The sequence below is a fragment of the Microvirga splendida genome (assembly GCF_016427565.1).
In the GTDB taxonomy this organism is placed as follows: Bacteria; Pseudomonadota; Alphaproteobacteria; order Rhizobiales; family Beijerinckiaceae; genus Microvirga; species Microvirga splendida.
This window is the reverse complement of record NZ_JAELXT010000050.1, coordinates 1-24,599: the sequence shown is the minus strand read 5'-3', so window position 1 is coordinate 24,599 and position 24,599 is coordinate 1. Positions and strand designations below refer to the sequence as shown.

Genomic DNA, 24,599 nt, shown 5'->3' with positions numbered 1-24,599 from the left:
CGTGCTCCTTGCGTGGCTCGAAACCCCACAGCTTACGAACAAGCGGGGCAGAAGCACGGCCGGACCATCCCATTACCAGATGTTCATGCCGTAGAGCACGAAGCTGATGAAGAGATAGGCGTATGGCTGTGACACCGGCGCTCCCGCCTGCCTCCAGGTTGCCGCCGTCATGCGGAGACCGGCTGGCAGACCCGCCAGAAAGACGTTGCCCGGCCGGCTCAGGACAAGGAACAATGGAGCCCCAGCGACGAGCAGAACGTGCTGGACCATGTGCGCCCATGCGAGGGTCGATGCTATCCGGCATAGAGGGGACACCAGCGCCAGAACCAAGCACCCTATACCAGCGGCGAAGAGGCCCCTTTGGATCAGGGTCGGCCGTGCTCCCCTTTCTGTGACCCGCAATCCTCGCATGTAGAGGAGACTGACGAAGACCAGTGGCAGGACAACCACGGGGGACAAGCTCCAGGAGCTCCACAGTTGCTCCGGTCGGGTTTCCGGAAGGGTCGCCAAGCAGAGGGTCAAGAGTTCCATGGGCAGCCCGGTTTCTGCGGCGGCACCTGACGTTTCCGAGACAAGGATCAGTAGACCTGCAAGGCACAGTCGGGAGCGCATCTTTACCGTAATTCCGGACATGAAGCCCTCCCTGACAGGCAGCAGTGTTACAACAGCCAACGAAAGGCTTTGTTCGCCTGAATGATCGTGGCGCCAATACTAATTATGGGAGCCTGGGAGCTCTGGAACAGCCTGTTAGCGCCACCGTTTACGGCTGAAGGAGTTAGATCGGCATCTGTCATGCGATTGATCTCTGGTCCGTGGCGGTATCTCATCCTAATTGCGCTCACGGTCTTCGCTTCGGCGATAGGCCAAAGGACCGCGACAGCCCATTTTCCTTCGCCCCAGGTGATTCATGGGGTGGATCAGGCATGGTTGATTGGCGTGCCCGCACAGCATGACGGAGGCGCGCTGGAAAGTTCGCCTCCAAGGGGATGTAATCTCGCCCACTGCGCCTCTCCCGTAGAGCGTACGTGGATCCTTCCCCCTCTGTTGTTTGCGAAGACGAATGCCATTTCGCAGCTCTCGGACGAGTCCCGAGCAGATCACTCCGATAGCGGCATTTTTCGTCCACCCAGACGTCAGTAAGCAGTGCAGCGCTGCGCTGTTGGCTCACCCGAACCAGCTGAGCTGTGGCCTCGCACCTGCTGTCGGCATTCCTGGCGGATTGGCGGCGCTTCATGGAGCTTGGAAGAGGTGGTATGGCGCCGCTCTTCGCCCCTGATCATTGAACTACGGAGAGTCATTATGGGACACTCACATGGACACGGCCACTCTCATGGAGGCGCAGGTTCAGAAGATAAGTCCCCACAGCGCGGACGCCGCCTGCTGATTGCGCTTGCGCTCAACCTCGGCATCACGGTTGCCGAAGTCGTCGGGGGCGTGATCTCCGGTTCGCTCGCGCTCCTCGCCGACGCGGCACACAACTTCTCCGACGCAGCCTCCGTGCTCGTGTCCTACATCGCCTGGCGGATCTCCCAGCGTGAGGCCGACCGGCGCCGCACCTTCGGCTACGCCCGTGCCGAGACGGTTGGTGCCCTGATCAATCTCACGACCCTGTTCGTGATCGGGATCTATCTCGTTTACGAGGCAGCGAACCGGCTCTTCAACCCCGTGGAGGTGGCCGGCACCACGATGCTGGTCGTCGGCATCATCGCGCTCGTCGAGGACCTGGCGGCGGCCTGGGTCCTGCGCAAGGAACTCGGCAGCCTCAACGTGAAGAGCACTTACTTGCACATGATCGCCGATGCCATGGCGACCGTCGGCGTTATCGTCGGCGCCATTGCAATCATGATGTGGGGCATCACCTGGATCGACCCAGTGATCACGGCGCTCATCGCCGTCTACATCTTCTGGCACGCGTACAAGGAGATCAAGGAAGCCATTGCCGTCCTGATGGATAGCGCGCCGAAGGACTTCGACTACGACGGGCTCGTGGCCGATCTGAAGGCGATGCCGTCGGTCGAGGACGTGCATCACCTTCACGTGTGGCAGCCCGACGAGGGCAGGACCGCGCTCGAAGGGCATATCGCGGTGTCGGAGCAGGATCTCGCCGCCGTGACGGACCTCAAGGAAAGCATCAAGGCGCGGCTCAAGGAGCGGTTCGGCATCGACCATGCCACGTTGGAGTTTGAGTTCTCCTTGCATGTGCGGCACAGCCGCGAACTTCTTCAGGACAGATGAGATGGATATGTGCGTAAACCCAGGTTTCCGCCCCGGCTCGTCGACGACGGCGTGTCTGCGAGAGGAGCGCGTCGGGGCTCAAGAACGTCTGCGAAGTCTCAAGAGCATGTTGTTGACAAGCCAAGTGTCCAGCGACGGGTATGTGGCATGAACGCAACGGACCTACAGAACAGGCTGGCCCGCTTGTCTCCAGGTGAGACGCTGCTGCTTCCGGCGGCCACGATCGAGCGGACCTTCCACTACTGTTCGACCCTTGAGGAATGCTTTGAGGCAGCCGCCACCCTGGCGCTATGGTATGGTTGCGAGCTGGCGGTGAAAGGATCAAGCGGGAGCCAGGTCCTCTTCACCCGTCTGCAACGCGAGATTTCCGATGAGAGGATCATTGAGCCGGACAGCACAACAATTCAGCGCATCGGGAAATTTTTGCGGTCGGTTGAGCCACGCTGAACAATGAGCCGGCCGCAGAACTTGCTCAAACTTACTGGAGCGGCCGCGATTGTTCGACGCGACAACGCTGGCCCAGCAATGATGTTTCAGGGTTGCCCCTCACGGCAGGAGGGTCATCCCTCATCCCGCAGTATGGGCCTCGCCGATGCCACCAGAGCCTGGTCGGTAACCTTGGCTATTGGTTTGCCGTCATGGTCGGCGAGGTCTGGCCGCCGAGCGAGGCCCAGGTCGCGCCCTGATCGCCTTCGCGCTTGATGTAGGTGTAGCCGGTCTTATGCCACGGCAGGATGGCATTCTTCTTGTTGTCGAGGATGAGGTCGCCCCGGTTGGTGCGCACCATCATGACTGCATGTCCCGCGCCTTCCTCGTCGATGACCACGGTCATGCGCAGCGCCCGGCGGGGGAAGCCCGCCTCCACGAGGCGCTTGCGCTTGACGAGTTGGTAATCCTCGCAGTCACCGTAGCCGTCCTCGGCGAAGTCCCAGCGGTCCTCGACGCCCCAGTGATCCTTATCCGTCTTGGCCTTGACGTCAGCGTTCACCTGCTGGTTGATGCGGACAAGGGTCTGCCAATCCTTTGGTGTAATGTTGATTGTGGCGGGCTCGGACAGGTCGACGGCGCACTCCGCAGGGTTCTGCTCGCAGAAACGAACCCAACCTTGGATCGGCTTTGCTGCGCCAATCATTCCAACGGGCTGGGAGGCGCCCGGCAACCCTGCAACAGTCTGCGCGTGAGCTTCACTTCCAATTGCAGCAAGGGTGAGGGCACAGGCAGCAAGACGGAGTATAGTTTTGGAAAAAGGCCGAGTGTTCAGAAGCCCAAAGAGAGGTTGCCGCATAGCCCCCACCGTCACGTCGTTAAGGTTTCGTTCATCAAACCTGACATGAAGGGGCAGAGCGGCTCAAGGCGAAAGTTAAACGAGAGTTAACAGGTCGCACCCCGTTTCGTTCCGAACTTTTCGTTAACCATGTCCCGCGCGCAATGTCGCAGCCGTGATCTCCAGGCGCCCGCTCACGTCGTCGAACGAGAGGGCGTAGTGGACGTTCACGCTGTCCCGGTGCGCCTCGCCCATGCTCAGCGCGGCATCTCCCAGTTCAAGCAGGAGTTCGCCGCGCCGCTCCGCGGCCATTCCTGAATCGTAGACCACCATGGTCGCACCGAGCACGGTCATCGTATCATCGATAAGCTTCGCCGCCGCCGCATCGTCTCCTTGGCGGAACGTCGCCGCGATCATGATCCGCTCGGTGACGGGGCGATCCGGCGGGCCAACCACTTCGATGCCGACCTGACGGGCGGCGTAACGGCAGCGACTGCTGACCACACAGGAGGTTTGCCGAACGCGAAGATCAGCGCCGAACTGTCCCAGCGCCGGATTGATCATTTCTGCATAATTCGGCGGCGGGGCATCAAACGGATCGGCCATCGCCTGGGAGGCAAGGGCAAGCGTTGCTATGAAAAAGGCAAAGACTGGTCGCATGGCCCCTCCGAATGTTGCCGATATGCCGCCTGAGCATCATGGCACGCGCATGACCCACCATTCGTTTCCGATGTCGTTTTCCCCGTAAAAATGGAGCATGGCCGACAGGGCTGCCAACCTCTCCGATCTAATGCGTCGCTTTACCTCTCCAGCGGACACAAGCTATTGATTGTGCCGCGCTTCACATTTCCTGGGGCATGTGAGAGGTTCCCGGCATGAAGCCGTGGCTTGCCATCACACGTCTGCTCTCGATCCTTGCGATCCTTGGGCTCGTGCTTGCCCCGTTCACCGTTCCCGCGGTGGCCGGAGGGCTGGTGGCGCCCATGACGGCGTCTGACACCGGAATGGCTCGGATCTCCACAACCTATGACATGGCGATGGCCGAGGTGCAGTGCTGCGCGCCCGCCAGGTCATCCAAACCCGAAGGCCCTAAGGCCTGCCCGCTTGCGGCCTTGTGCCATGCGAAAGTTCTCCAGGACGTTTCGACCGCCAGTGCGGTGGTGCGCTGGTTCAGCCCCGCACAGGCTCTGGTGCCCGGGGATGACGCCACACCGGAGACGCTGGCCCAGGCTCCACCTGCTCGGCCCCCCGCAAGTCTAAGGATCTTGCCGGCGCAAGCGCCGGAAGCCGCGTGGCCCTCGCCACGCCAAGGCCGCCCCGTTGGGTCATGGCCGCCGTCGACCCTGGGATAGTCCAATAAAGCCATGTCTCTGGGCATGCCCTCTCGGCGGCGCTCCTCCGCGCAATTCCAGGACGGCCCCGACACCTCAGCACAGACGTGATGATGCACCCCGTCGAGGGGCGAAAGACACCAAAATGACGAAGCGATCTCTCTTTGCTCTCCTATCGACCCTGGCCATCGGTGGCATGCCGGCTGCGATGGCTCAGACCCCTGAAACCTACCGCGCCGGCGCCATCGTGGTGGAGGCGCCCTGGTCCCGCGCCACGCCGGGTGGCGCCAAGGTGGGCAGCGGCTACATGCGGATCATGAACACCGGGTCGGAGCCCGACCGTCTGGTCGGCGGCTCCACCGTGGTCGCGGAACGCTTCGAGGTGCACCGCTCCACGGTTGTCGAGGGCGTCGCCCGCATGGAGCCCGTCATCGGAGGCCTGGAGATCGGCCCGGGTCAGACGGTGGAGCTGAAGCCGGGCGCGCTGCATGCCATGCTCGTCAACCTGCGGCAGGGGCTGAACCCAGGCGACACGGTGAAGGGCATGCTCATCTTCGAGAAGGCGGGCGTGCTCAAGATCGAATACCGGGTCGGCGGGATCGGGGCGCAGACTGCCCCGACGGCTGCCAACACCCACCAGGGCCACTGAGGCGGTGCAATGTCATCCACTCTCAAGATCATTCGCTGGGTCGCATTTACGCTCATCGCCGTCCTGCTGCTCCAGATCGGTTTCTTCGCTTGGCACTGGTACCGCAGGGAGACGTCCGGCTCTCGGTTCGCCCAACCCGTCATCACGACGACCGGAGTTCCCGACGTCGGTGGCCCGTTCTCGCTGGTGAACCATCGGGGCGAGCGGGTCACGCAGGACACCTTCAAGGGCAAGCCGACGGTGTATTTCTTCGGCTTCACCCACTGCCCGGAGGTGTGCCCGACGACGCTGTTCGAGATGACCCAGCACCTCAAGGAGCTCGGGCCCGACGCCGACCGCCTCAACGTCGTCTTCGTGACGGTCGATCCGGAGCGGGACACCCCCGAGCTGTTGAAGACCTACATGGAAAGCTTCGATCCCCGGATCGTCGCGCTCACCGGCACGCCGGAGGAAGTGACAGCGGCGGCCAAGGCCTTCCGCGTCGCCTACCGCAAGGTGCCGACCGAGGGCGGCAACTACACGATGGAACACTCCGCGTCGGTGATCGTGACTGATGCACAGGGCGGGTTCGTCAGCCTGATCGACTACCACGAAGACAAGGCAACGGCGCTCGCGAAACTCAAACGAGCGATCCGGGGATAGGACATGAGCCAAACCGCCACCACTCGTCACATGACCATGCCCGATGGGCTGCTCACAACCTCAGGCCGTCACACGTGGGCGTACCTGTTTGCCGCCTGGATCATCGCGCTTGCCGCGACGGGCGGAGCCCTGTTCATCGGGGAGGTTATGGGGCAGACCCCGTGCCATCTTTGCTGGTATCAGCGCATCTTCATGTTCCCGCTCGCCGTCATCCTGGCCGTGGCGACCTTCCGCGAGGATGCTGGCGTCTGGCGCTACGCCTTGCCCGTCGCCGCGCTCGGATGGCTCGTCGCCGCCTTCCACTCGCTGCTCTACGCCGGGATCATCCCCGAGGCGATCAAGCCCTGCGGACAGGGTCCGTCCTGCTCCAGCGCCGACATGACCGTTCTGGGCCTGCCACTCCCGTACCTGTCGCTCGCAGCCTTCACCGCCATCGCCATTCTTCTCGCCCCCATCCGCCGAAAGGTCTCCAATGTCTAAGCGCCTCCTCGTCATCCTGACCGCCCTGATCGTGGTCGCCGCCTTCGCCGGTGGCGCCTTCCTGTATGATCGCTCGAGCAAAGGCACCGAGCCTGCCGCCGCGGCCACCGTCGCCAACGGCACCCTGGTCCGGCCACACTCGCCGGTCATCGGCCCAGTGGAGGCTCCGGTTACTATCGTCGAGTTCTTCGATCCGATGTGCGAGGCCTGCCGGGCCTTCTATCCCATCGTCAAGCAGATCATGGCGGACTTCCCGAAGGACGTGCGCCTGGTCCTGCGATACACCCCCTTCCATGATGGGGCCGACACCGTGGTCAGGATTCTGGAGACGGCGCGCACGCAAGGAAGGTTCGAGCCGGTTCTCGAAGCTCTGATGGCCACCCAGCCGGAATGGGCCGCTCATGGCGCCCCCGATCTGGACAAGGCCTGGGGCTATGCGAAGGTCGCCGGCCTCCTGGTGCAACGCGCCCAGGGTGAGGCCTCCTCGCCTGAGATCACCCGCGTGCTGGAGCAGGACATCGCCGACGTGAAGGCCAATAACGTGCAGCAGACGCCGACCTTCTTCGTCAACGGCAAGCCGCTGACCAATTTCGGTCCGCAGCAGCTCCGCGACCTGGTTCAACGCGAGGTCGACCAGGTGCGGAAGGGTTCATGATCGCCCTGACTGGTCTTAGGTCCGAACGGAATCCGGCCAAAGGTCGGATCCGCCGTGGCCCAAACCGTGGTAGTGATCGGAGGCTGCGTTGAAAACCCGCCTATCTGCTGACCTGATGCCTGTCTCAATCCAACGATTCTCTCGACGTCCGATCACCCAGGCGGGGACAACTACCTGGGTCAGGATCCTCGCCGTCGCCCTTGACATTGCCCTTGGGCCCTCGGCCGCCGGCGCGGCGGAGGCACCGGCCCGCCTGATCGTGCATGAGGTGCCGCGCGAAGTACCGGAGATTTCCTTCAAGGACGACAACGGGCGGCCGGTTGCCCTTGCCGACCTGCGCGGAAAGATCGTTGTCCTGAACGTCTGGGCAACTTGGTGCTCGCCCTGCCGCGAGGAAATGCCCGCCCTTGACCGACTTCAGGCCCAGTTCGACCGAAAGGATGTCGAGGTCGTCGCCCTGTCGATTGACCGGAAGGGGCTCGATCCCGTGCGGAAGTTCCTTGCCTCGGTCGGCGTGAGGCATCTGCCGCCGTATATCGACGAGAGCGGCGGCGCGTCACGCAGCCTTGGCCTCGTCGGCCTACCGGGCACCCTGGTGATCGACCGGGACGGGCGGGAGATCGGCCGCCTGCTGGGCGCTGCGGAGTGGGACAGCCCGGAAACTGTCGAATTCCTCAAGGCACGTGTGGAGCAAGGGAAGACCATCCCGGCACAGGAACCCGCATTGTGACGCGGGCCCAGTACCGTCACGTGCTTTGGATAGGCCCTCATGCGGCCCGGCCCCGGCGCCGCGGTGGCAGGATCGAGTGAAAGACCCATGCTCAGCGTTTCTCTCCCGGCCGCCGTGCTCGGCGGCCTCATCAGTTTCTTAAGCCCCTGCGTCCTGCCACTGGTGCCGCCCTACCTGTCCTTTCTGGCAGGCACGACGTTTGATCGCTTGAGCGCAGGCGATGACCACGCCGTCCGCAAGAGGGCCGTCCTCGCGGCGCTGCTGTTCGTGGCGGGCTTCTCCACCGTCTTCGTGCTGCTGGGGGCCACCGCCTCGGCCCTCGGCCAGGTGATCCGCCAGTACCTCGACGTCCTGAGCACCATCGCTGGCGTCTCTATCATCGTCATGGGGCTGCATTTCCTCGGCGTCTTCCGCATCGGGCTGTTCTACCGCGAGGCGCGGTTCAGCGTGCCCAAACTCACCGGGCTCTGGGGCGCCTATGTGATGGGTCTGGCCTTTGCCTTCGGCTGGACGCCCTGCATCGGCCCGGTGCTGGCTGCGATCCTGACCGTGGCGGGCTCGGAGCAGAGCGTCACGCAGGGGGCCTTGCTGCTCGCCGCCTACTCGGCAGGCCTTGGCATTCCATTCCTGCTCGCCGCCTTCGCCATGAAGCCGTTCGTGGCGCTCCTGAAGAGCATGCGCTCCCGTTTCGTGCTGATCGAGAAGACCATGGGCGGCCTCCTCGTGCTGACCGGCATCGCTTTCCTGACCGGCTGGATCACCAACATGTCCTTCTGGCTCCTGGAGACCTTCCCGGCTCTTGCGACGCTCGGATGAGCAACGCACGCCGCTAGGGACGTCCCGGCAGATCACTGGGCACGAACCTGCCCTCGTGGATGATCGCCACCGCCTGTTCGAGGCCGTCCCTCACCTCGAAGCCGATCCAGTGTCCATCCATGAGGTGGGTCTGCCGAGCACAGGCCAGGAAGTAGCTCCCGGCCTGCTGCGCGACGAAGCTGAGTTGTGCTCTTTCCTTGGGATGGATCCGCTCCGGCGGATCGGTGTAGGCGCTCCACATCGCATCCTCAAGCTGCAGCGTCACCGGCATCTCCGACTGGGCGTAAACCCGGGTCACCATCAGGCTGTGCCGGAAGTTTGCGGAGCCGTTGGTGAACGCGATCCGCACCGACCAGCCCGTTGGCACCATGAGGGTGATGTTGCCGCTGTAATAGCCGTTGAAGTCGATGATGTCGGTCCGGACGTTTCCTTTGGCGAAACGGGCGACTTGGTTCCAGTCGGCCACGATCTCCATCGTCACGGTCTTGGTGGGGGGGCGTTCCTGATCCAGCTCGGGATGAAGGGCTCCCCGGCCTGGGCAACCCCGAGGAACAACCCACAGATGAGGGCAGCGAGAACAGGTCGAGCAAGGCGCACCAGCATATGACCCTCCCGTGCAGGGCGGCCCAGGCGTTAGGCTGTAGCGCGAGGGGCCGCGGAGGGTCGATGCCAGGCGCAAGCTACGCCTGTTCGGCCATGCCCGCAATTTTGCCGTTGCTTCGAGGTTTCTGTCGATCTTCGCCAAATGTCCGAACCGAAGATCCAGGCGAGCCTTGGCACAACCTTCACAGGCTGCAAGGCTTCTCGCCCGCAGCCTGGGCTTCGATCCTGTCCGTCATGGAAGCATCCTCCCGAGGGTTCCACGCTAGCCGGTCAGGAAGCCCACTAGCAGCTTGCCGTTCAAGATCACAATCACGGCGGCGATGAGGCTTGCCAAGCCCACGAGCCAGGCCGGCGCGACGAGCGCGCCCATCTTCGCCTTGCTCGCGGTGAACATGACGAGCGGGATCACCGCGAAGGACAGTTGCAGGCTCAGGATGACCTGGCTGAGGATCAGAAGTTGGGCGGTGCCGCTCTCGCCGTACCAGATCGTCACGACGGCAGCCGGCACGATGGCCACCATGCGGGTGACGACTCGGCGCAGCCAGACCGGCAGGCGGATGTCGAGGAAGCCCTCCATGACCGCCTGACCGGCAAGGGTGGCGGCCACCGCCGACATCAGACCGCAGCAGAGAAGCGCGATGCCGAACAGTATCGGCGCGATGGCGCCGCCCAGGAGGGAGGAGAGGAGGTTGTGCGCCTCCCCGAGTGCCACCACCTCCAAGTGGCCCGTTGTGTGGAACGCCGCAGCGGCAAGGATCAGGATGGAAGCGTTGATGAACATAGCGAACATCAACGCCACTGTTGAATCGGTGCTGGTGAACTTCAGGGCCTCGCGCTTCTCAGGGAGCGAATCCCCGAACGACCGTGTCTGCACGATGGCGGAGTGGAGGTAGAGGTTGTGCGGCATCACGGTGGCGCCCAGGATCCCGAGCGCCAGGTAGAGCATCTCCGGGTTCGTCACGATCTGGGTGGTGGGGGCAAACCCGCGGATCACATCGGCCCAGACCGGATCCGCAAAGCTGATCTGCACGCCGAAGCAGACCGCGATGACACCGAGCAAGGCGACCACGAGGGCCTCCAGGTACCGGAACCCGAGCTGCAGCAAGTAAAGGATCAGGAGCACGTCGAGCGCGGTGATGACGACACCAATCTCCAGCGGGATCCCGAACAGAAGGTTGAGGCCGATGGCCGTGCCGATCACCTCCGCCAGATCGGTCGCCACGATGGCCAGCTCAGCAAGCAGCCAGAGCGGCACGCTGACAGCCTTGGGGAAGGCGTCGCGGCAGGCTTGGGCAAGGTCGCGTCCCGATGCGATGGCGAGCCGGGCGGAGAGCGACTGCAGCACGATGGCCATGATGTTGGAGACCAACGCCACGATGAGGAGCGTGTAGCCGAACTTCGAGCCGCCGGCGATGGAGGTCGCCCAGTTGCCCGGATCCATATAGCCCACTGAGACCAAGTAGCCCGGCCCCATGAACGCGGCGAGCTTGGGCAGGTTGTCCCCGATCCGGGGCACCGCCACCGTGCGATACACCTCCGAGAGCGGCGCGTCCCGCCGGGGCTGGCGCCAACCGGTCAGATCACCCTGGAGATCGGGAGCGCGGGCGTCCATGGTCAACTCCGGCGTAGCTGCAGGGGCGGATGATGGCAAAATCGTGACATAGCTTGTCCGGGTTGTGAAGTGCGGTCCCCAGGGTACAAAGGTCTCGGCCGTCACAAGACATCTCGGGCCTCACGGGGTTTGAGGCGACGTATGAGCAGCCCTATGAGGCTGCCCCACGGGCCGCCGTGGGCACCACGGTCACCCGCACATAGGCGGTAATGCAGAGTTCAAACCACTCAGTCCGTTGTGAGCTGTGCCCAATGCCCGTCGGCGGGAACCACGGCATCAGCGCCAATCGGCTTCCGGACCGCAGTGATCGGACTGGAACGATCAAGAGCAGCTTGCTGCCATGGGAGCCGGTTCTAGGCGAACTATGGGACACAATCCGGGTGTTGCCGTTGCAACCAGCCTGCCCGAATATGAGTAGACCATGGAGTGCATAGAGCACCACGCTTTCGAAACTCGGGGTAGAGACTTCGACCAGCTCATCCGCCGCCGAGCCAAGGCGGCATGAGCCTGCTGGCCACTTCCGCGGTCATGGCCCACGAGTTCAAGGCCGGCGAGGTCGTGGTGCACCATCCCGTGGTGCGGGCGAACCCGAACGGCGCCAAGGTGGGGGCTGGCTATCTTACGATCCGCAACGTGGGCTCCACCCCGGACCGGCTCGTGAGCATCGAGAGCCCCGCCGCCGCTTCGGTTCAGGCGCACCAAAATATCCGGGAGGGCGGAGCCATCCGCATGAGCGAGCATAAGGACGGTGTCCTCATTCCGGCCGGAGGGGAGGTCAGCCTGATGTCTGGTGGCGACCACATGATGTTCACCGACCTGAAGGCGCCGTTCAAGGTCGGTGAGCCTGTCACTGGGACGCTCATCTTCGAGCGGGCCGGCCGCGTCCCCGTCAACTTCATTGTCGAACCCATTGGCGGATCGCCGGCCGCGGAGCACGCGGGCCATAAGGTCGGTAGCTGAGGAGCGGCACAATCACGTCCCACGCCCTGCCGCTCCGCAGGGCTGTTGAGGGAGCAAACGGCACCGCTCATGTGGCAGCCGTCGGTGTGGCGCTGTTCCCCTGACCGCACACAACGAGCGGCAGCTATCTGATCCGCGCTCCACTATGATTGTTGCCGGCGGCGCCCTGGCGTTCAGGAGCCCTTCCCGGGAGCCTCCTTCGCCCATAAAGTTCCAGGCGATGGCCAACGAGGTCAAACCCGAGTTCCCGTGCGACCACAGCCTGAAGTCGCTCGATCTCCTCGGAACGGAACTCAATCACTGTGCCCGTATCCACGTCAATCAGGTGGTCGTGGTGCCGCTTTGCGGCCGGCTCGTACCGCGCCCGACCATCCCGAAACTCATGTCGCTCAAGGATGCCGAGTTCTTCGAAACGCTTCATGGTCCGGTAGACGGTCGCGAGGGAGATGCGATCATCCTCCTCGGCCACGCGGCGGTGCAGTTCGGGCACATCGGGATGGTCGTGAGCGCTGGCAACAACCTGTGCGATGAGCTTGCGCTGGCCCGTGAGCCGGAGGCCCTTGGCCCGGATCTGAGCTTCAATCCTGTTGGTCATATGCACTGACTCCCAGGTGGCCGAGGTTAGCCTACCACAAAGTCCACCAGAAGCTTGACGTTCAAAGTCACAATCACGGCGGCGATAATCCCCGCGAAGGCCACGAGCCAGGCCGGCGCGACGAGTGCGCCCATCTTCGCCTTGCTTGACGTGAACATGATGAGCGGGATCACCGCGAAGGAGAGTTGCAGGCTCAGGATGACCTGGCTGAGGATCAGCAGTTGAGCAGTGCCGCTCTCGCCGTACCAGATCGTCACGATGGTCGCCGGCACGATCGCTACCAGGCGGGTGACAAGCCGGCGTAGCCAAGCGGGCAGACGGATGTTGAGGAAGCCCTCCATGACAGCCTGGCCGGCAAGGGTCGCGGTGACCGTCGAATTGAGGCCGCAGCAGAGAAGCGCGATGCCGAACAGCGTCGGCGCGATGGCGGCGCCCAGGAGCGGTGAGAGAAGGCTGTGTGCTTCCCCAAGCTCCGCCACCTCCGGGCGTCCGGTTGTGTGAAATGCCGCCGCGGCGAGGATCAGGATGGAAGCGTTGATGAACAGCGCGAACATCAACGCCACCGTTGAATCGATGGTGGCGAACTTCAGGGCCTCGCGCTTCTCTGGCAGAGAGCGCCCGTACGACCGCGTCTGCACAATGGCCGAGTGCAGGTAGAGGTTATGGGGCATCACGGTGGCACCCAGGATGCCGAGCGCCAGATAGAGCATCTCCGGGTTCGTCACGATCTGGGTCGTGGGCGCGAAACCACGGATCACACCGCCCCAATCCGGGTCCGCCAGAGCGATCTGCACGCCGAAGCAGACGGCGATGACGCCGAGCAAGGCGATCACGAAGGCCTCCAGGTACCGGAACCCGAGCCGTTGCAGGTAGAGGATCAGGAACACGTCGAGAGCGGTGATGATGACGCCGATCTCGAGCGGGATTCCGAACAGGAGGTTCAGGCCGATGGCCGTGCCGATCACCTCCGCCAGATCGGTCGCCACGATGGCCAGCTCAGCAAGCAGCCAGAGTGGCACGCTGACAGCCTTGGGGAAGGCGTCGCGGCAGGCCTGGGCGAGGTCGCGTCCGGACGCGATGCCGAGGCGGGCGCAGAGCGATTGCAGCACGATAGCCATGATGTTCGAGACCAGCGCAACGACAAGGAGCGTGTAGCCGAACTTCGAGCCGCCGGCGATGGAGGTCGCCCAGTTGCCCGGATCCATGTAGCCCACTGAGACTAGGTACCCTGGACCCACGAAAGCGGCGAGCTTGCGCAAATTGCCCCCGATCCGGGGCACCGCCACCGTGCGATACACCTCCGAGAGCGGCGCGTCCCGCCGGGGCTGGCGCCAGCCCGTCAGTCCATCGTCAAGATCGGGAGCACGGGCGTCCATGGTTAACTCCGGCGTAATTGCAGTTGCAAGTGATTTGCAAGAACATGACACAGTCCATCCCGGTTGTGAAGCGCGATCTCCGCGGCACCAAAGCGTCGACTGTTATGAGACAGTCCTGGCACCACGACGGGACGAGGCACTAGGTGGCCCTATAGGGTTTGTCCAATGGCCGCTATAGGGATCGCGGGCATCCGGTCATGGGGCGGCAATGCGGGAATCAAAGCATTCAATCAGTTGTGAGCTGGGCCCGCTGCCCGTCCGCGGGAACCTGCAAGTCAATCGTGATGTGACCGGAGTTCCGGAACCGAAGCGTTAGGGGTATCCGGGTGCCTGGGCGAAGCGGCCGCACCGGATCGATCAGCAGCAGCTTGATACCGTGGGAGCCGATCGTGAGCAAACTGCGGGACGGGATCCGGGCCGTTGCCGCCGCGATCCGATCTTGCCCGGAGATGATCAGGCCGCGGGGCGCATGGAGCACCACGCTTTCGAAATCCGGCGAGGAAGCTTCAACCAGCTCATCCGTCTCCGGGCCAAGATTGACAATGTTGAACCGTGCTGAAGCCATCGAGTCCCCAAGGGACGTCTGCTCGGCCCGAGCCTCCGTGAGTGCGAGCGGGTGCGCCGGGCTGTGGTCCGGTCGGGCAGCAGCGGGATCCGCCATAACGAGATTGAGGGCTGCGAGAACGGACCCCATTGTGAGCACGGGAGATTTCCGAACAGGGAGGAGCATCGAGGTCCCGGCGAGAGATGTGGAGAGTGGGGCGGGACCGTCTGTTCAAGCGGTCCCAAGGCGACGCAACGCCGAAGCTGCGGAGAGCGCTCCTCTGAACGCGCTCAAGCCGCGACAGCTCTTGCAAAGCACACCTATTTAGAGACCAACGAAGTTAATGAAGCCTTTCAAAGCTTGGCTTCGCACTGGTGCTGTCGACGCTCGCACCTGTTATCGCTCAGACTTCGGTCCTGCAGCAGGGTTTCGGCCTTCATGATTGCCTGGAACTCCTGCAGGCGGTTGTCCTGTTCATGGTCCACCCGAGCCAGTCACCGAGTTTAAGGGCAACGCTTTCTCGGATTAGGCTGAGCCGGTGAGGTTTCACCTGAGCATGCAGGAGCGTTCAGTGGCGGCTACAAGCCTGGCCCCTTGGCCGCACCAAGAATCCTGCCGGGCTTCCCGTCACGCGCTGTCTGCAATAGGACAACGTACGTGTCGGCCCCCTGTGTCTCAACGGCTTCGAGGGGCATCTGGAAGCGGACGGGAGAGCCCGACCAGCGCCCTAGGGGATACAATCCGCGCACAACATTCGTGTACGTTTCCGTGCGCCCGGCGTTCTCTCCGCGATGAATCGCAACCTGGCTGTGCCGGCGGACCGGCAGCAACCAGGCTTCAGCCTCGCTATCGCCTTCCCCAACATCGACGATGACGAGACCGTTTTCCTCTCTCAGGGCAATGGGAACGGGCAGCGCGACGCTGCCGGTTGCCTGACCGATCGATCTTGTGACCTGGTCGCGCGCCGACCCGAGGCAGGACACCACGCCGTTGACGATCATCTCGGGCGTGTAGACCTGATTAGCCTTGCGGGCTTTCGCGTATCCCTTCTGCCGTAGGGTGAAGAGCGTGTCCGCCAGCGTATCCTTCCAGCCGAGATAGTCCCAGTAGTTCACTGGCAGGGTCAGCACGACGAGGCTGGGATCCCGTTGCCACTCCATCATGAGCTCGTCCGCGGGCCGGCAGGCTGAGCAGCTTTGGCTGACGAAGAGTTCGAGAACCGCGCGCGGCTCCGGCGAGGCGGCAGCCTGGCCCATGACGAGGGTGGAGACAGCAGACAGGAGGCCAGCCCAGGTTCTCAGAGGGTATCGCATGCCTCTAACTCAGCACGCCGTCCGGACGGCATGGAAGTCACGTTCCCTTGATCTCGGCCCGTCCGGGACGTTAGGCAGGCCGCCGTGATCGACAGCGGGAATCCGAATCGGTAGTCATGGGGAGCTTGCAACCGGCAAGTGGCTGACCCGTCCGGCGCGGAGCCGCGAACAGGACGGTCTGAACGCAAGGATCTCTGTGATGCCCCTCAACGCCCCCGCCCTGCGCCGTGTCGCGCTCCTCGCCGCGCTCGTCTTGCCGTCGGCGGTGCTGGCCCAGCCTGCTCCGTTCACACCGGAGCAGCGCGAGGCCTTCGGTGGGATCATCCGGGAGTATCTCCTCAAGAACCCCGAGGTGCTGCAGGAGGCGTTCACCGAGCTCCAGCGGCGGCAGCAGGTGGCCGAGCAGGCGGACCGGGCGGAGGTCCTGACCGCCGAGCGCGGCAAGCTGGAGAACTCGCCCCGCGACTTCGTGCTCGGCAACCCGCAGGGCGACGTCACCATGGTCGAGTTCCTCGATTACAACTGCGGCTACTGCAAACGCGCCGTGGCCGACGTGAAGGCGCTCATCAAGTCCGACCCCAAGCTGCGGGTGGTGATCAAGGACTTTCCGGTGCTTGGGCCAGGGTCCGTCGAGGCCAGCCGCGTCGCGCTGGCGGCCAAATCGCAGCTTGCCGGCGACAAGCTCTATGAGTTTCACACCAAGTTGATGGAGAGACGCGGCCAAGCCAACGGGGAATCCGCCAAGGCCGTGGCCAAGGAGATGGATCTCGACATGGCCCGCCTGGAAAAGGATCTGCAAAGCGGTGAGATCAACGCGGCGCTCCAGGAAACGATGGAACTGGGGGAAAAGCTGGGGATCAACGGGACGCCTGGCTTTGTCATCGGTAATGAGGTTATTGCGGGCGCCGTCGGGGTCGAGCCACTGAAGCAGGTCATCGCGAACACACGGAAGTAAAGGTGCGGACCAAGGCCCTTATTGACCAACGAGGATGCAGCCAAGCCGGCATTGAAGGAACAACGGCTTGGCCCACGTGATATCCTGCGCGTTCGTTCCCTACCGCCCAGAGTTCCCCACATGGCCGTCACCCCTTCAACGTTTCGTATCAGGCTCGCGGCTCTCACCCTGCTCGTTGCCGGGACGGCGGTCGCCCACGAGAAGGCAACTGGGGTTGTGGCCGCGCGGATGAAGGCTATGGAGGACACGGCCGCCTAGGCCGAGGCCCTCGACCGCGCCCTCAAGGCGAGCTCGCTCAATGCCGCGGACGTCCGTGCGCGCGCAGAGAGCATCCATGCCAACGCACATGACCTCCTGGCCATATTCCCGCCCGGAAGTGATCAGGGTCATACCTACGCCGGACCGGAGATCTGGACGCAACGGGACGGCTTCGAGCGACTGACCCGAGCTTACGATGTCGCTACCGAAAAGCTCGTCGAGGTCGCGCGCACGAAGGCGTTGCCTGAATTGCGCGAGCAGTTCGGGGTGGTCAGGCGCCAGTGCCTCGACTGTCACGAGAAGTTCCGAACCCCAGGCGCTGAGCGGAGGCATTAGGCGGGCCCACCAAGCAACGGAGACCTTCGCCGTCTCGGCCAGAAGGGACGCCATGGCGATCATCGCCATGGCGCCACGGAAGTCGCCTATTTCACCTTGTCCTGTGAGACGTCCATGATCAACCGTGTGGCCAGGTAAAGGCGCGGGACAATGCTCCCGATCTGGATGTACTCGGCGTCATTGGAATGCGCCCCGAAGCCGCTCAGGCCGAAGCCCTCGACAACGGCGCCCTTGGCCTTCACTCCCGCGAAGGCCGCATCGGTGCCGCCTCCGGTGGCGACATCCAGCACCTTCATCGGTACCGCGATCTCATCGTAGATCGCCTTGCCGTGTGCGGACAGCTTGCGCGAGGCCTCGGTGGCTTCCAGTGGCGGCCGGCGCACCTCGAACTTGAGCTGGACCTTGGCCTCCGGCACCAATTGGCTCTTGATCCGCTCCTGCAGCGTCGCCTGCAGCTGGTCGAAGTCGGAGACCTTCAGCGCCCGCGCGTCGGCCTGCGCCGTTGCTTCCGCCGGGATCACGTTACGGTTGGTGCCCGCCTGCGACACCGTCCAGTTGAGCTTCAGACCGCGGTCGTTCTGTGACAGATCCTTCAGCTGCAACAGCTGGTGCGAGAGTTCATAGAGGGCGTTGACACCCCCTTCTGGCCGGGCACCGGCATGCGAGGACTTGCCCTGTACGCTGAGGTACGCCGCACCGATGCCGCTGGTGGCGAGGCGCAAGCTTCCATCGGTGCCGCCGGCCTCGAACGACAGGACGGCATCCTGGTTGGAGGCGATCTGGGTGATGGGGCTGCGTGAGCCTGGCGAGCTGATCTCCTCGTCGCCGTTGATTAGCACGGTGAGGGTACCGTAGTCCTTGAAGCCCACCTTCTGCAGCATCGAAATCGTGTGCAGGATGGTCGCGATGCCGTGCTTGTCATCGGCGATGCCCAGGCCATACGCCTTGTCGCCGTCAATGCGGAACGGCTGGTCCTTGAGCATGCCACGCAGGTACACGGTGTCCATGTGGGCGATGAGCATGATCTTGGCTTTGCCGGCGCCCTGGAACTCAGCCTTCACCATCGCACCGACTTTATCGGGCGTGTCGTCCATGCGGTATACGTCGGCCGGCTGGAGCAGCTCGACCCTGCCGCCGAGCTGCTTCAGGCGGTCGGCGATCACGTCGGCGATCTTCGCCAGACCTTCCAGATCCTTGCTGCCCGACTCGATGGAAACGAGATCGCGCAGGGTGTCCAGCAGCAGCGGCTGCTCTGCCTTGGCAAAATCATGGATCGCCGTCACCGGCTCAGCCAGCGCTGGATCGGCAGCGACCGTCATGGCCACGGCGAGAAGGGCGGAGTGCAGGCGTCGGGTCGTGATGGGCATGGATTTCATGGGAGGCCTTCCGATGGGCGAGGCTCCGCGCGTTCCGCCAACCTGGGGAGGCTGTCGGAACGCCGGAAAAGGCGGCAACATGGCAGGGGATGTCAACCGGACCGGGCACCAGCGTCCGGTCCGGCTCGTTGGACGGCTCGCGCTGCGCGACTAGACCGTCCTCTCGCAGCTCCTTACGAGCTGAGCGAAGCGGGCACGGCGGCACTATGAGGTCGCCGTGCCGTGAAGCGCTGCCCCTTGCCGTTGGCAGCGGGCAAATTTCTAGCCTTCAGTTCTTCGGCTTCTCCAGCACCGGGAACTTGATGCCCAACTGGTCAAGGTACGTCGCGTACTTGGTCGGATCGTAGTAGTACTTCTTCATCTCGGGCCGGTACTGCGCCATGATGTCGGCGTTGATCTGCACCTGGGGCTTGTCGACGGCCGAAATCATCGGGACGTACTTCTGGTTCTTCTGCTGCTCGTTGGCGAAGTACCCCTTGGCCTGCACCAGCAACTCCGGCTTGGACAGCAGGTCGATGGACGTCATCGCGATCACCTTCGCCCCGGCAACGACGCCCTTATGCGCGATGGGCGTCGCCATCGACATGGCGTTCGCCCAATGGTGACCTGGCAGGTTGGGGATGTTGGACGGGTAGTTCAGCGTGATCGTCGGGACCGTCCAGGAGATGTCGCCGATGTCATCGGAACCGCCGCTCTCGGGCTTCTCCAGCGGAGGTTCGAGCTTCTTCAGTTCGACGGCGAGCCCTTCCTCCTTGTCCTTGACCGTGCGCTGCACCGCCTTGGCGAAGGCCTGCTCGTCCTCGGTCCATTGCGGCAGCCCAACCTGCTGGATGTTGGCGTAGGCGGCTTCCGCAATCGGCTTGTTGAAGTGGCGCGGCGCTGCCGTGCCGATCACCTTCCGGGTGACGGTGGTGTCCGTCATCTTGGCCGCGGCTTCCGAGATGGTGTTGGCGATCTCGAAGTTCTTGCGGATGTTCGCGAAGTCCTGCTCGCGGATGAAGTACCAGACGCTGGCGACCGACGGCACGACATTGGGCTGGTCCCCCCCGTCCGGGATCACGTAATGCGAACGCTGCTCGGGCCGCAGGTGCTCGCGACGCATGTTCCAGGCGATGTTCATCAGCTCGACGCCGTCAAGCGCACTACGACCGCGCCACGGGGCCATGGCGGAATGGGCGGATTCACCGCTGAACGTGTACTCGACGGAGACCATGCCCGTGCCCCTGGGCTGGCCCCAGGTGGTCTCGAGATTGTTGCCGACATGGGTGAAGAGCACGGTGTCCACGCCGTTGAACACGCCGTCGCGGACCATGTAGGCCTTGCCCCCGAGAAGCTCCTCGGCCACGCCGGGCCAGAGCATGATGGTGCCGGGGATCTTCTCCTGCTCCATGATCTCCTTCAAGGCGAGCGCCGCGACGACGTTGACCGCCTGGCCCGAGTTGTGGCCCTCGCCATGGCCCGGCGCGCCTTCGATCAATGGTTCGCGGTAGGCGACCCCAGGTTTCTGGGAGGCCTTTGGGATGCAGTCGATGTCGCTGCCGAGTGCGATCACCGGGCCGCCAGAGCCCCACTTGGCAACCCATCCGGTGGGCAGGCCGGCGACATCGCGCTGAACGGAAAAGCCGTTCTTCTCAAGGATGTCGGTGATGTACTTGGAAGTTTCGAACTCTTGGAAGGCGAGCTCGCCGAAGCTGAAGATCGAGTCGTTCATCTCCTGGGCGAGCTTGGCGCGGGCCTCCACACCGGCGACGGCACGCTTCTTCAGCTCCGCAATCCGCTCCACCAAGGCGGCGCTCTGGTCGGTGGTCTGGGCTAGAACGGGGGCTACGGTCGTGAGCAGGGCGGTGAGTACCAGACTGGGTAGTAAACCACGTTTCATGAGAACCTCCCGAGAGTGTCGAAACCGCGCGGGCAAATCAGCGGGCGCAAGCAACATCGGAGCAGATCACACGGAATTCAGCTTCTGTGCTGAACACATTCCAGCGATCAAATATGAACATGGCCGTCGGTGGAACTTTTCGCCTGCTCACAGAATTGAGATGGCCGCGGAGAAGGCGCCGGCAAGGGCGGAAGGGGCGTCGAACCGAGCTTTGGGCTACGCGCTAAGCAGAGATCATGGGCATCGAAAGATCAATGTCTTCGTCCGAATTGCGCGATCAGTGTGCGTCGGTGAAACACGAACGCCTCCACTGGCTTGAGAGGTTCCGCACTCCGGGGAGCGAGCGCGGCTACTAGGCGGGGTGACCGGGATCGAGAAACCCGTGTAGAAGACCAGAGATTCCTTCCTGAGCCGCTCACCTCATATGCTATCCCTCCTTTCAGATCCTGACGAAGAGACGCTTCGGAACGTCGCGGAGGCGCTGACCGAGAGCGGACAGGCCGTCTCCATCTACGATGCCGAGGACAACCTCCGCTACGCGAACGAGACCTACCGGGGCATGTTCCTGGTCGGCTACGAGGGGCCGTACACCTTCGCTGACATCCTCCGGTACGGCGCCGCGCACGGGCTTGGGGTGAGGATCGACGATGGTGACGTCGAGGCCCTGATCGCCAGGACCCTTCCCCGGCGGCGGAGCTCACGCCGGAAATCCTTTGAGACCGATCTCCTGGACGGCCGCTGGTTCTGGATCGAGCACACAGTGCTGCCGAACGGATGGATCCTGACGGTGGGAACGGACATCTCCGCGCTGAAGCACAACGAGAAGTCCCTGCGCCAAGCCCACGAGTCCGCCCTGCTTGCCTCGCGCACGGACCTCCTCACCGGCCTGCCGAACCGGCGCTACATCCTCGAACTGCTCGACGAGGCCCTCGCAGCGGGCGAGGCGCCAGGCGCCGGACTGTGTGCATCAATCATCGACATCGACCAGTTCAAGGTCGTCAACGACACGTATGGGCATGATGCCGGCGATGCCGTCCTCCGGCATTTCGCGCAGGTTTTCCGCGAGAGCCTGCGCCCAGGAGATCATCTCGGCCGGATCGGAGGCGAGGAGTTCCTGCTGCTGCAGATGGATTTCCGTCTCGACGACGCAGCCCGCCTGCTCAACGGGATCAGAGCGGAGTTTCCACCTGCCACATTGCCGGACCAGGCAACGCGTCGGCCCATCGCCTTCAGTGCGGGCATGACGGCGGCCCTACCGCACGACGACCGGAGCTCGATCCTTTCCCGTGCGGATCGTGCTCTTTACGCTGCGAAGGCTGAGGGACGGAACTGCACCAGGATTGGCCTTGGAATGGAACGGACCGCTACGGATCGTGCCCACGCGCCAGCGAAGACGGCTGGTCGGAGTTCCTGACCCAAGCGCTCCAGAGCCCGAGCAGGATGGCAGCTGTGCTTGCCAGGTAGACCTCTGTCCCAGACGCCATCGGTCAGGTCGAAGTCCCTCGACCAGCCATAGCCAAGCCAGCCCCTACACCCTCCCGGTCCTCTGCCTTGCAGCAAGTCCACACACTTCCGTGAGGTCGGACCAGCCTGCGGAACCGTGGTCCTGACCGGACGTCTGTAGGAATGTCACCTTGTATTCCTACCTGGAGGACTTTTCCCTATGCGTCTTGTCGGTCTGCTTGCCGCCTCCTTGCTTGGCACTCTCACACTCGGAGCTGGTTGGGCGAAAGCGGATGTCCTGATCACCGTCGACAAGACCACCCAGCACATATCGGTCTCCGTTGGTGGCCAGCCGCGCTACGCTTGGTCGGTGTCGACTGGCAAGGCAGGATATGAGACGCCGGTTGGCACCTTCACGCCATCTCGCTTGGTGAAAGACTATGCCTCCAAGGAATGGGACAACTCGCCCATGCCGCACTCGATCTTCTTCACGCACCGGGGCCATGCGATCCACGGCAGCAACGCCACCCGGACCTTGGGGCGTCCTGCTTCGCACGGGTGCGTCCGCCTCGCGCCCTCAAACGCAGCAAAGCTGTTTGCCCTGGTTCGAAGTGAGGGCCTAGGGAACACGAAGATCGTGATCCGAGGAGATGAGCCAAAGAAATCCTCGGCACGGACAGTCACGCGGGATCGACCCAAGGCCCGGAATGCTGAACCTTCCTCAGTTGGAGCAGGCTATTCCGACCGTCGGCCACAACGTCCAGAGGACCTACGCCCAGCACCGGCTTATGGATACGCAAGCCCGCTGAACACGCAGGCCATTTTCGATTGGCAATGAATAGTGCCCTGCCTCTCACCCCAAGACAGGCCAGGAACATCAGGCATCTCGCGATCCCGGCTAGCGCCGTCCCAATGAAGACGAGAGCGGTCAGTGGTGGCCCTTGGGGCATGCCCCTGGCCTCCCGAGGCCTGATAGCCACGCAGTTCACTGTAGCGGCGAACCTGCTCGGGCGTGAGCACGTCGAGGGTGGAGAGGTGATAGCGCAGGTGGGCTCCGCGAAGGGCGCCCTGCGTCGCCCCGATGTCGGCCGTGGCGGCTTGCAGGCTCGCCGAGGTGACTGACTTGGTGGCAAATTGCCGGTCGAGGTCCGTCTCCTGCGCGATCAAGCGCTCGCCAAGCGGCACCGTCTCCCCCTTCATTGCCGCGTGGAGTTCCTCAACTCGGGTGCGCTGCTCCCCGGTCAGCGCAAGCTTCTCGCCAAGTTCCAGGACATGAACCGGACCGGGATAGCCGTTGAGTTCTGCCGGCAACGCCAGTCCCATGCCGCGGCCCGCACGGAGATCGGCGATCTGCTCATCGGACAGAGCCTTGACCGGCCGCGCCTCCAGGCCAGTATACGGCGAGGCCGGGTATGCTGGGCTTGCCCGGCATCAGTGGCAGCGAGGGTTGCGGCAATCACGATCCAAGCGCGGGACATTGATGATCTCCTAGAAAGATGCTGTCAGAGCAGGTGTGCCCCCTCGTAGCGGGCGAAGGTCTTCTGGCCTGATGGCCCAAACAGCACGACGTCGTAGGTGTCATTCTCAATACCTGCGACCTCCATGCCGGGCGATCCAACCGGCATGCCAGGGACGGCCAGGCCCTTCGCCTGGGGCTTCTCAGCCAGCAGGCGCTTGACGGCGTCCGCCGGCACGTGCCCCTCGATGACATAGCCGCCGACCTCCGCCGTGTGGCAGGAAGCAAGTTCGTCAGGTACGCCCAGGCGGACCTTGACCCGGTTGACCTGAGGCGTGGTGACGACGTCCACCGGGAAGCCGGCGGCCTTCATGTGCTCGACCCAACCGCCGCAGCAGCCGCAGTTCGGGTCCTTGGTGACGACGACCTTCGGCAGGGCTGCCTGTGCCAAGGCGCGTCCCGCTATGAGGGTGGCGCCGGAGGCACCGAGAACGGTCACGAAGCGGCGGCGGTCGAGCATGGGGTTCTCCTTCAGGCTGCGGTCGGGGTGTAGCCGGCCTCGGTCACGAGGGCCTTTATGGAGGTCAAGTCGGTGCTGCCACGGACGGATACAAGCTTGGAGGCCGGATCAGCCTCGACGTTCGTGCCGGGCAGGCCGGTCTCGATGGCCTTCTTGATGGTGCCGGCGCAGTGGCCGCAGGTCATGTCCTCGACCCGCAGGGTGAGGGCGTCCGGGTGGCGCTCTACGGTCTGGCTCGCCTGGGTATGGTGGGTGCTGCATCCGCACATGGTCGAATCTCCGTTTGGTTGGACGATGCGTACATCCTGCACCTTCCCACGATGGCAAGGTCAAGAGGCGATCTGAACCGTCCGTTCTAAGGCTTTCTGGCCAAGCCCTGGGAACCCGACGCTGAAGGCCACCGTTGGCCCGATGATTATTGGGATGATGCCTTGCATGACCTGATCCGCCTCATGCTCAGCCGTCTGACGGTCGCACTGGTGGCCCTCGGCCTCGAGCTATGATGGATTTTGGGTGACGGGGCCGATCAGGCGGCGCTGTTTGCCGGCATCGGAATGACCTCAGTGCCGTC

Annotated in this window: 27 protein-coding genes; 12 read left to right on the top strand and 15 right to left on the bottom strand. The window is 63.6% G+C overall.

Annotated features, from left to right (window positions below):
• Positions 1-72 precede the first annotated feature (72 nt).
• Complete coding sequence (locus JAO75_RS23845; RefSeq protein ID WP_246742695.1) at positions 73-411, bottom strand: cytochrome c oxidase assembly protein; 339 nt, start codon at positions 409-411, stop codon at positions 73-75.
• A gap of 888 nt (positions 412-1,299) precedes the next feature.
• Between JAO75_RS23845 and JAO75_RS23840 the strand changes: the two genes are divergently transcribed.
• Positions 1,300-2,235: a cation diffusion facilitator family transporter gene (locus tag JAO75_RS23840; RefSeq protein ID WP_199051703.1), complete on the top strand. Its 936-nt coding sequence runs from the start codon at positions 1,300-1,302 to the stop codon at positions 2,233-2,235.
• Positions 2,236-2,382: 147 nt separating this feature from the next.
• Positions 2,383-2,682, top strand: a complete 300-nt coding sequence (locus JAO75_RS23835; RefSeq protein ID WP_199051702.1) for a hypothetical protein — start codon at positions 2,383-2,385, stop codon at positions 2,680-2,682.
• Positions 2,683-2,857: 175 nt separating this feature from the next.
• On the opposite strand, the gene JAO75_RS23830 is transcribed toward JAO75_RS23835, so the two are convergent.
• A complete protein-coding gene (locus JAO75_RS23830) occupies positions 2,858-3,520 on the bottom strand; it encodes a transglutaminase-like cysteine peptidase (RefSeq protein ID WP_199051701.1) in 663 nt (220 codons plus the stop codon).
• Between the two features lie 123 nt (positions 3,521-3,643).
• On the bottom strand, positions 3,644-4,159 hold the full coding sequence (locus JAO75_RS23825) for a hypothetical protein (protein WP_199051700.1): 516 nt from the start codon (positions 4,157-4,159) through the stop codon (positions 3,644-3,646).
• A gap of 816 nt (positions 4,160-4,975) precedes the next feature.
• On the opposite strand from JAO75_RS23825, the gene JAO75_RS23820 reads away from it, so the two are divergent.
• From JAO75_RS23820 to JAO75_RS23795, 6 genes are all read left to right on the top strand, one after another.
• Entirely contained in the window at positions 4,976-5,479 is a 504-nt protein-coding gene (locus JAO75_RS23820; RefSeq protein ID WP_199051699.1) for a copper chaperone PCu(A)C, read from the top strand.
• A gap of 9 nt (positions 5,480-5,488) precedes the next feature.
• Entirely contained in the window at positions 5,489-6,121 is a 633-nt protein-coding gene (locus JAO75_RS23815) for an SCO family protein (RefSeq protein WP_199051698.1), read from the top strand.
• Between the two features lie 3 nt (positions 6,122-6,124).
• Complete coding sequence (locus JAO75_RS23810) at positions 6,125-6,601, top strand: disulfide bond formation protein B (RefSeq protein WP_246742693.1); 477 nt, start codon at positions 6,125-6,127, stop codon at positions 6,599-6,601.
• Complete coding sequence (locus JAO75_RS23805) at positions 6,594-7,256, top strand: DsbA family protein (protein ID WP_199051697.1); 663 nt, start codon at positions 6,594-6,596, stop codon at positions 7,254-7,256. Before JAO75_RS23810 ends, JAO75_RS23805 begins: the two co-directional genes overlap by 8 nt.
• A 115-nt stretch (positions 7,257-7,371) precedes the next feature.
• The gene (locus tag JAO75_RS23800) at positions 7,372-7,986 is read left to right on the top strand and encodes a TlpA family protein disulfide reductase (protein ID WP_199051696.1); all 615 of its coding nucleotides are present in this window, start codon (positions 7,372-7,374) and stop codon (positions 7,984-7,986) included.
• A gap of 87 nt (positions 7,987-8,073) precedes the next feature.
• Positions 8,074-8,802, top strand: a complete 729-nt coding sequence (locus JAO75_RS23795; protein WP_199051695.1) for a cytochrome c biogenesis CcdA family protein — start codon at positions 8,074-8,076, stop codon at positions 8,800-8,802.
• Between the two features lie 13 nt (positions 8,803-8,815).
• On the opposite strand, the gene JAO75_RS23790 is transcribed toward JAO75_RS23795, so the two are convergent.
• Together JAO75_RS23790 and JAO75_RS23785 are read right to left on the bottom strand one after the other, a co-directional pair.
• Positions 8,816-9,277 carry a sulfocyanin-like copper-binding protein gene (locus JAO75_RS23790; RefSeq protein ID WP_246742692.1) on the bottom strand — a complete coding sequence of 154 codons (462 nt, stop codon included), beginning with the start codon at positions 9,275-9,277 and terminating at the stop codon, positions 8,816-8,818.
• A gap of 390 nt (positions 9,278-9,667) precedes the next feature.
• The gene (locus tag JAO75_RS23785) at positions 9,668-11,017 is read right to left on the bottom strand and encodes an Nramp family divalent metal transporter (RefSeq protein WP_199051694.1); all 1,350 of its coding nucleotides are present in this window, start codon (positions 11,015-11,017) and stop codon (positions 9,668-9,670) included.
• Positions 11,018-11,518: 501 nt separating this feature from the next.
• Between JAO75_RS23785 and JAO75_RS23780 the strand changes: the two genes are divergently transcribed.
• Positions 11,519-11,977 (top strand): copper chaperone PCu(A)C, encoded by a 459-nt coding sequence (locus JAO75_RS23780; protein WP_199051693.1) that lies wholly within the window; start codon positions 11,519-11,521, stop codon positions 11,975-11,977.
• Positions 11,978-12,101: 124 nt separating this feature from the next.
• On the opposite strand, the gene JAO75_RS23775 is transcribed toward JAO75_RS23780, so the two are convergent.
• The 4 genes from JAO75_RS23775 to JAO75_RS23760 form a co-directional block, all read right to left on the bottom strand.
• Positions 12,102-12,572 (bottom strand): Fur family transcriptional regulator, encoded by a 471-nt coding sequence (locus tag JAO75_RS23775; protein WP_199051692.1) that lies wholly within the window; start codon positions 12,570-12,572, stop codon positions 12,102-12,104.
• 26 nt (positions 12,573-12,598) lie between these two features.
• Positions 12,599-13,948, bottom strand: coding sequence for an Nramp family divalent metal transporter (locus JAO75_RS23770; RefSeq protein ID WP_199051691.1), 1,350 nt, complete (start codon positions 13,946-13,948; stop codon positions 12,599-12,601).
• 226 nt (positions 13,949-14,174) lie between these two features.
• Positions 14,175-14,609, bottom strand: coding sequence for a copper chaperone PCu(A)C (locus JAO75_RS23765; protein WP_281433549.1), 435 nt, complete (start codon positions 14,607-14,609; stop codon positions 14,175-14,177).
• A gap of 461 nt (positions 14,610-15,070) precedes the next feature.
• Positions 15,071-15,805, bottom strand: a complete 735-nt coding sequence (locus tag JAO75_RS23760; protein WP_199051689.1) for a DUF1223 domain-containing protein — start codon at positions 15,803-15,805, stop codon at positions 15,071-15,073.
• 199 nt (positions 15,806-16,004) lie between these two features.
• Between JAO75_RS23760 and JAO75_RS23755 the strand changes: the two genes are divergently transcribed.
• Complete coding sequence (locus tag JAO75_RS23755) at positions 16,005-16,760, top strand: DsbA family protein (RefSeq protein ID WP_199051688.1); 756 nt, start codon at positions 16,005-16,007, stop codon at positions 16,758-16,760.
• A 135-nt stretch (positions 16,761-16,895) separates the two neighbouring features.
• Here the strand turns inward: JAO75_RS23755 and JAO75_RS25080 are convergent, their stop codons facing one another.
• The 3 genes from JAO75_RS25080 to JAO75_RS23740 all read right to left on the bottom strand — a co-directional run bounded on the left by JAO75_RS25080 (position 16,896) and on the right by JAO75_RS23740 (position 20,609).
• Positions 16,896-17,408 carry a hypothetical protein gene (locus tag JAO75_RS25080; protein WP_246742691.1) on the bottom strand — a complete coding sequence of 171 codons (513 nt, stop codon included), beginning with the start codon at positions 17,406-17,408 and terminating at the stop codon, positions 16,896-16,898.
• Positions 17,409-17,440: 32 nt separating this feature from the next.
• Positions 17,441-18,721, bottom strand: a complete 1,281-nt coding sequence (locus JAO75_RS23745; protein ID WP_199051687.1) for a M20/M25/M40 family metallo-hydrolase — start codon at positions 18,719-18,721, stop codon at positions 17,441-17,443.
• A gap of 277 nt (positions 18,722-18,998) precedes the next feature.
• Positions 18,999-20,609: an amidohydrolase gene (locus JAO75_RS23740; protein WP_199051686.1), complete on the bottom strand. Its 1,611-nt coding sequence runs from the start codon at positions 20,607-20,609 to the stop codon at positions 18,999-19,001.
• Positions 20,610-21,033: 424 nt separating this feature from the next.
• Here JAO75_RS23740 and JAO75_RS23735 point away from each other — a divergent pair, with 424 nt between their 5' ends.
• Positions 21,034-22,023: a sensor domain-containing diguanylate cyclase gene (locus tag JAO75_RS23735; RefSeq protein WP_199051685.1), complete on the top strand. Its 990-nt coding sequence runs from the start codon at positions 21,034-21,036 to the stop codon at positions 22,021-22,023.
• Between the two features lie 249 nt (positions 22,024-22,272).
• Positions 22,273-22,890 (top strand): L,D-transpeptidase, encoded by a 618-nt coding sequence (locus tag JAO75_RS23730; RefSeq protein WP_199051684.1) that lies wholly within the window; start codon positions 22,273-22,275, stop codon positions 22,888-22,890.
• Here the strand turns inward: JAO75_RS23730 and JAO75_RS23725 are convergent.
• From JAO75_RS23725 to JAO75_RS23715, 3 genes are all read right to left on the bottom strand, one after another.
• Positions 22,839-23,375: a Spy/CpxP family protein refolding chaperone gene (locus JAO75_RS23725; RefSeq protein WP_199051683.1), complete on the bottom strand. Its 537-nt coding sequence runs from the start codon at positions 23,373-23,375 to the stop codon at positions 22,839-22,841. The genes JAO75_RS23730 and JAO75_RS23725 overlap by 52 nt on opposite strands.
• A gap of 179 nt (positions 23,376-23,554) precedes the next feature.
• Entirely contained in the window at positions 23,555-24,028 is a 474-nt protein-coding gene (locus JAO75_RS23720) for a DUF411 domain-containing protein (protein WP_199051682.1), read from the bottom strand.
• Between the two features lie 11 nt (positions 24,029-24,039).
• Positions 24,040-24,297 carry a heavy-metal-associated domain-containing protein gene (locus tag JAO75_RS23715; RefSeq protein WP_199051681.1) on the bottom strand — a complete coding sequence of 86 codons (258 nt, stop codon included), beginning with the start codon at positions 24,295-24,297 and terminating at the stop codon, positions 24,040-24,042.
• Between the last annotated feature and the right edge of the window lie 302 nt (positions 24,298-24,599).

Bases quoted from the DNA above. Each gene is read 5' to 3' on its own strand.
- JAO75_RS23810 (WP_246742693.1), top strand. From the start codon at position 6,125: ATGAGCCAAACCGCCACCACTCGTCACATGACCATGCCCGATGGGCTG.
- JAO75_RS23740 (WP_199051686.1), bottom strand. From the start codon at position 20,609: ATGAAACGTGGTTTACTACCCAGTCTGGTACTCACCGCCCTGCTCACG.
- JAO75_RS23775 (WP_199051692.1), bottom strand. From the start codon at position 12,572: ATGACCAACAGGATTGAAGCTCAGATCCGGGCCAAGGGCCTCCGGCTC.
- JAO75_RS23845 (WP_246742695.1), bottom strand. From the start codon at position 411: ATGCGAGGATTGCGGGTCACAGAAAGGGGAGCACGGCCGACCCTGATC.
- JAO75_RS23725 (WP_199051683.1), bottom strand. From the start codon at position 23,375: ATGGGACTGGCGTTGCCGGCAGAACTCAACGGCTATCCCGGTCCGGTT.
- JAO75_RS23800 (WP_199051696.1), top strand. From the start codon at position 7,372: ATGCCTGTCTCAATCCAACGATTCTCTCGACGTCCGATCACCCAGGCG.
- JAO75_RS23785 (WP_199051694.1), bottom strand. From the start codon at position 11,017: ATGGACGCCCGCGCTCCCGATCTCCAGGGTGATCTGACCGGTTGGCGC.
- JAO75_RS23790 (WP_246742692.1), bottom strand. From the start codon at position 9,277: ATGGAGATCGTGGCCGACTGGAACCAAGTCGCCCGTTTCGCCAAAGGA.
- JAO75_RS23825 (WP_199051700.1), bottom strand. From the start codon at position 4,159: ATGCGACCAGTCTTTGCCTTTTTCATAGCAACGCTTGCCCTTGCCTCC.
- JAO75_RS23760 (WP_199051689.1), bottom strand. From the start codon at position 15,805: ATGCGATACCCTCTGAGAACCTGGGCTGGCCTCCTGTCTGCTGTCTCC.
- JAO75_RS25080 (WP_246742691.1), bottom strand. From the start codon at position 17,408: ATGGCGTCCCTTCTGGCCGAGACGGCGAAGGTCTCCGTTGCTTGGTGG.
- JAO75_RS23745 (WP_199051687.1), bottom strand. From the start codon at position 18,721: ATGCCCATCACGACCCGACGCCTGCACTCCGCCCTTCTCGCCGTGGCC.
- JAO75_RS23715 (WP_199051681.1), bottom strand. From the start codon at position 24,297: ATGTGCGGATGCAGCACCCACCATACCCAGGCGAGCCAGACCGTAGAG.
- JAO75_RS23840 (WP_199051703.1), top strand. From the start codon at position 1,300: ATGGGACACTCACATGGACACGGCCACTCTCATGGAGGCGCAGGTTCA.
- JAO75_RS23770 (WP_199051691.1), bottom strand. From the start codon at position 13,948: ATGGACGCCCGTGCTCCCGATCTTGACGATGGACTGACGGGCTGGCGC.
- JAO75_RS23735 (WP_199051685.1), top strand. From the start codon at position 21,034: ATGCTATCCCTCCTTTCAGATCCTGACGAAGAGACGCTTCGGAACGTC.
- JAO75_RS23730 (WP_199051684.1), top strand. From the start codon at position 22,273: ATGCGTCTTGTCGGTCTGCTTGCCGCCTCCTTGCTTGGCACTCTCACA.
- JAO75_RS23755 (WP_199051688.1), top strand. From the start codon at position 16,005: ATGCCCCTCAACGCCCCCGCCCTGCGCCGTGTCGCGCTCCTCGCCGCG.
- JAO75_RS23795 (WP_199051695.1), top strand. From the start codon at position 8,074: ATGCTCAGCGTTTCTCTCCCGGCCGCCGTGCTCGGCGGCCTCATCAGT.
- JAO75_RS23815 (WP_199051698.1), top strand. From the start codon at position 5,489: ATGTCATCCACTCTCAAGATCATTCGCTGGGTCGCATTTACGCTCATC.
- JAO75_RS23805 (WP_199051697.1), top strand. From the start codon at position 6,594: ATGTCTAAGCGCCTCCTCGTCATCCTGACCGCCCTGATCGTGGTCGCC.
- JAO75_RS23780 (WP_199051693.1), top strand. From the start codon at position 11,519: ATGAGCCTGCTGGCCACTTCCGCGGTCATGGCCCACGAGTTCAAGGCC.
- JAO75_RS23720 (WP_199051682.1), bottom strand. From the start codon at position 24,028: ATGCTCGACCGCCGCCGCTTCGTGACCGTTCTCGGTGCCTCCGGCGCC.
- JAO75_RS23830 (WP_199051701.1), bottom strand. From the start codon at position 3,520: ATGCGGCAACCTCTCTTTGGGCTTCTGAACACTCGGCCTTTTTCCAAA.
- JAO75_RS23835 (WP_199051702.1), top strand. From the start codon at position 2,383: ATGAACGCAACGGACCTACAGAACAGGCTGGCCCGCTTGTCTCCAGGT.
- JAO75_RS23765 (WP_281433549.1), bottom strand. From the start codon at position 14,609: ATGGCGGATCCCGCTGCTGCCCGACCGGACCACAGCCCGGCGCACCCG.
- JAO75_RS23820 (WP_199051699.1), top strand. From the start codon at position 4,976: ATGACGAAGCGATCTCTCTTTGCTCTCCTATCGACCCTGGCCATCGGT.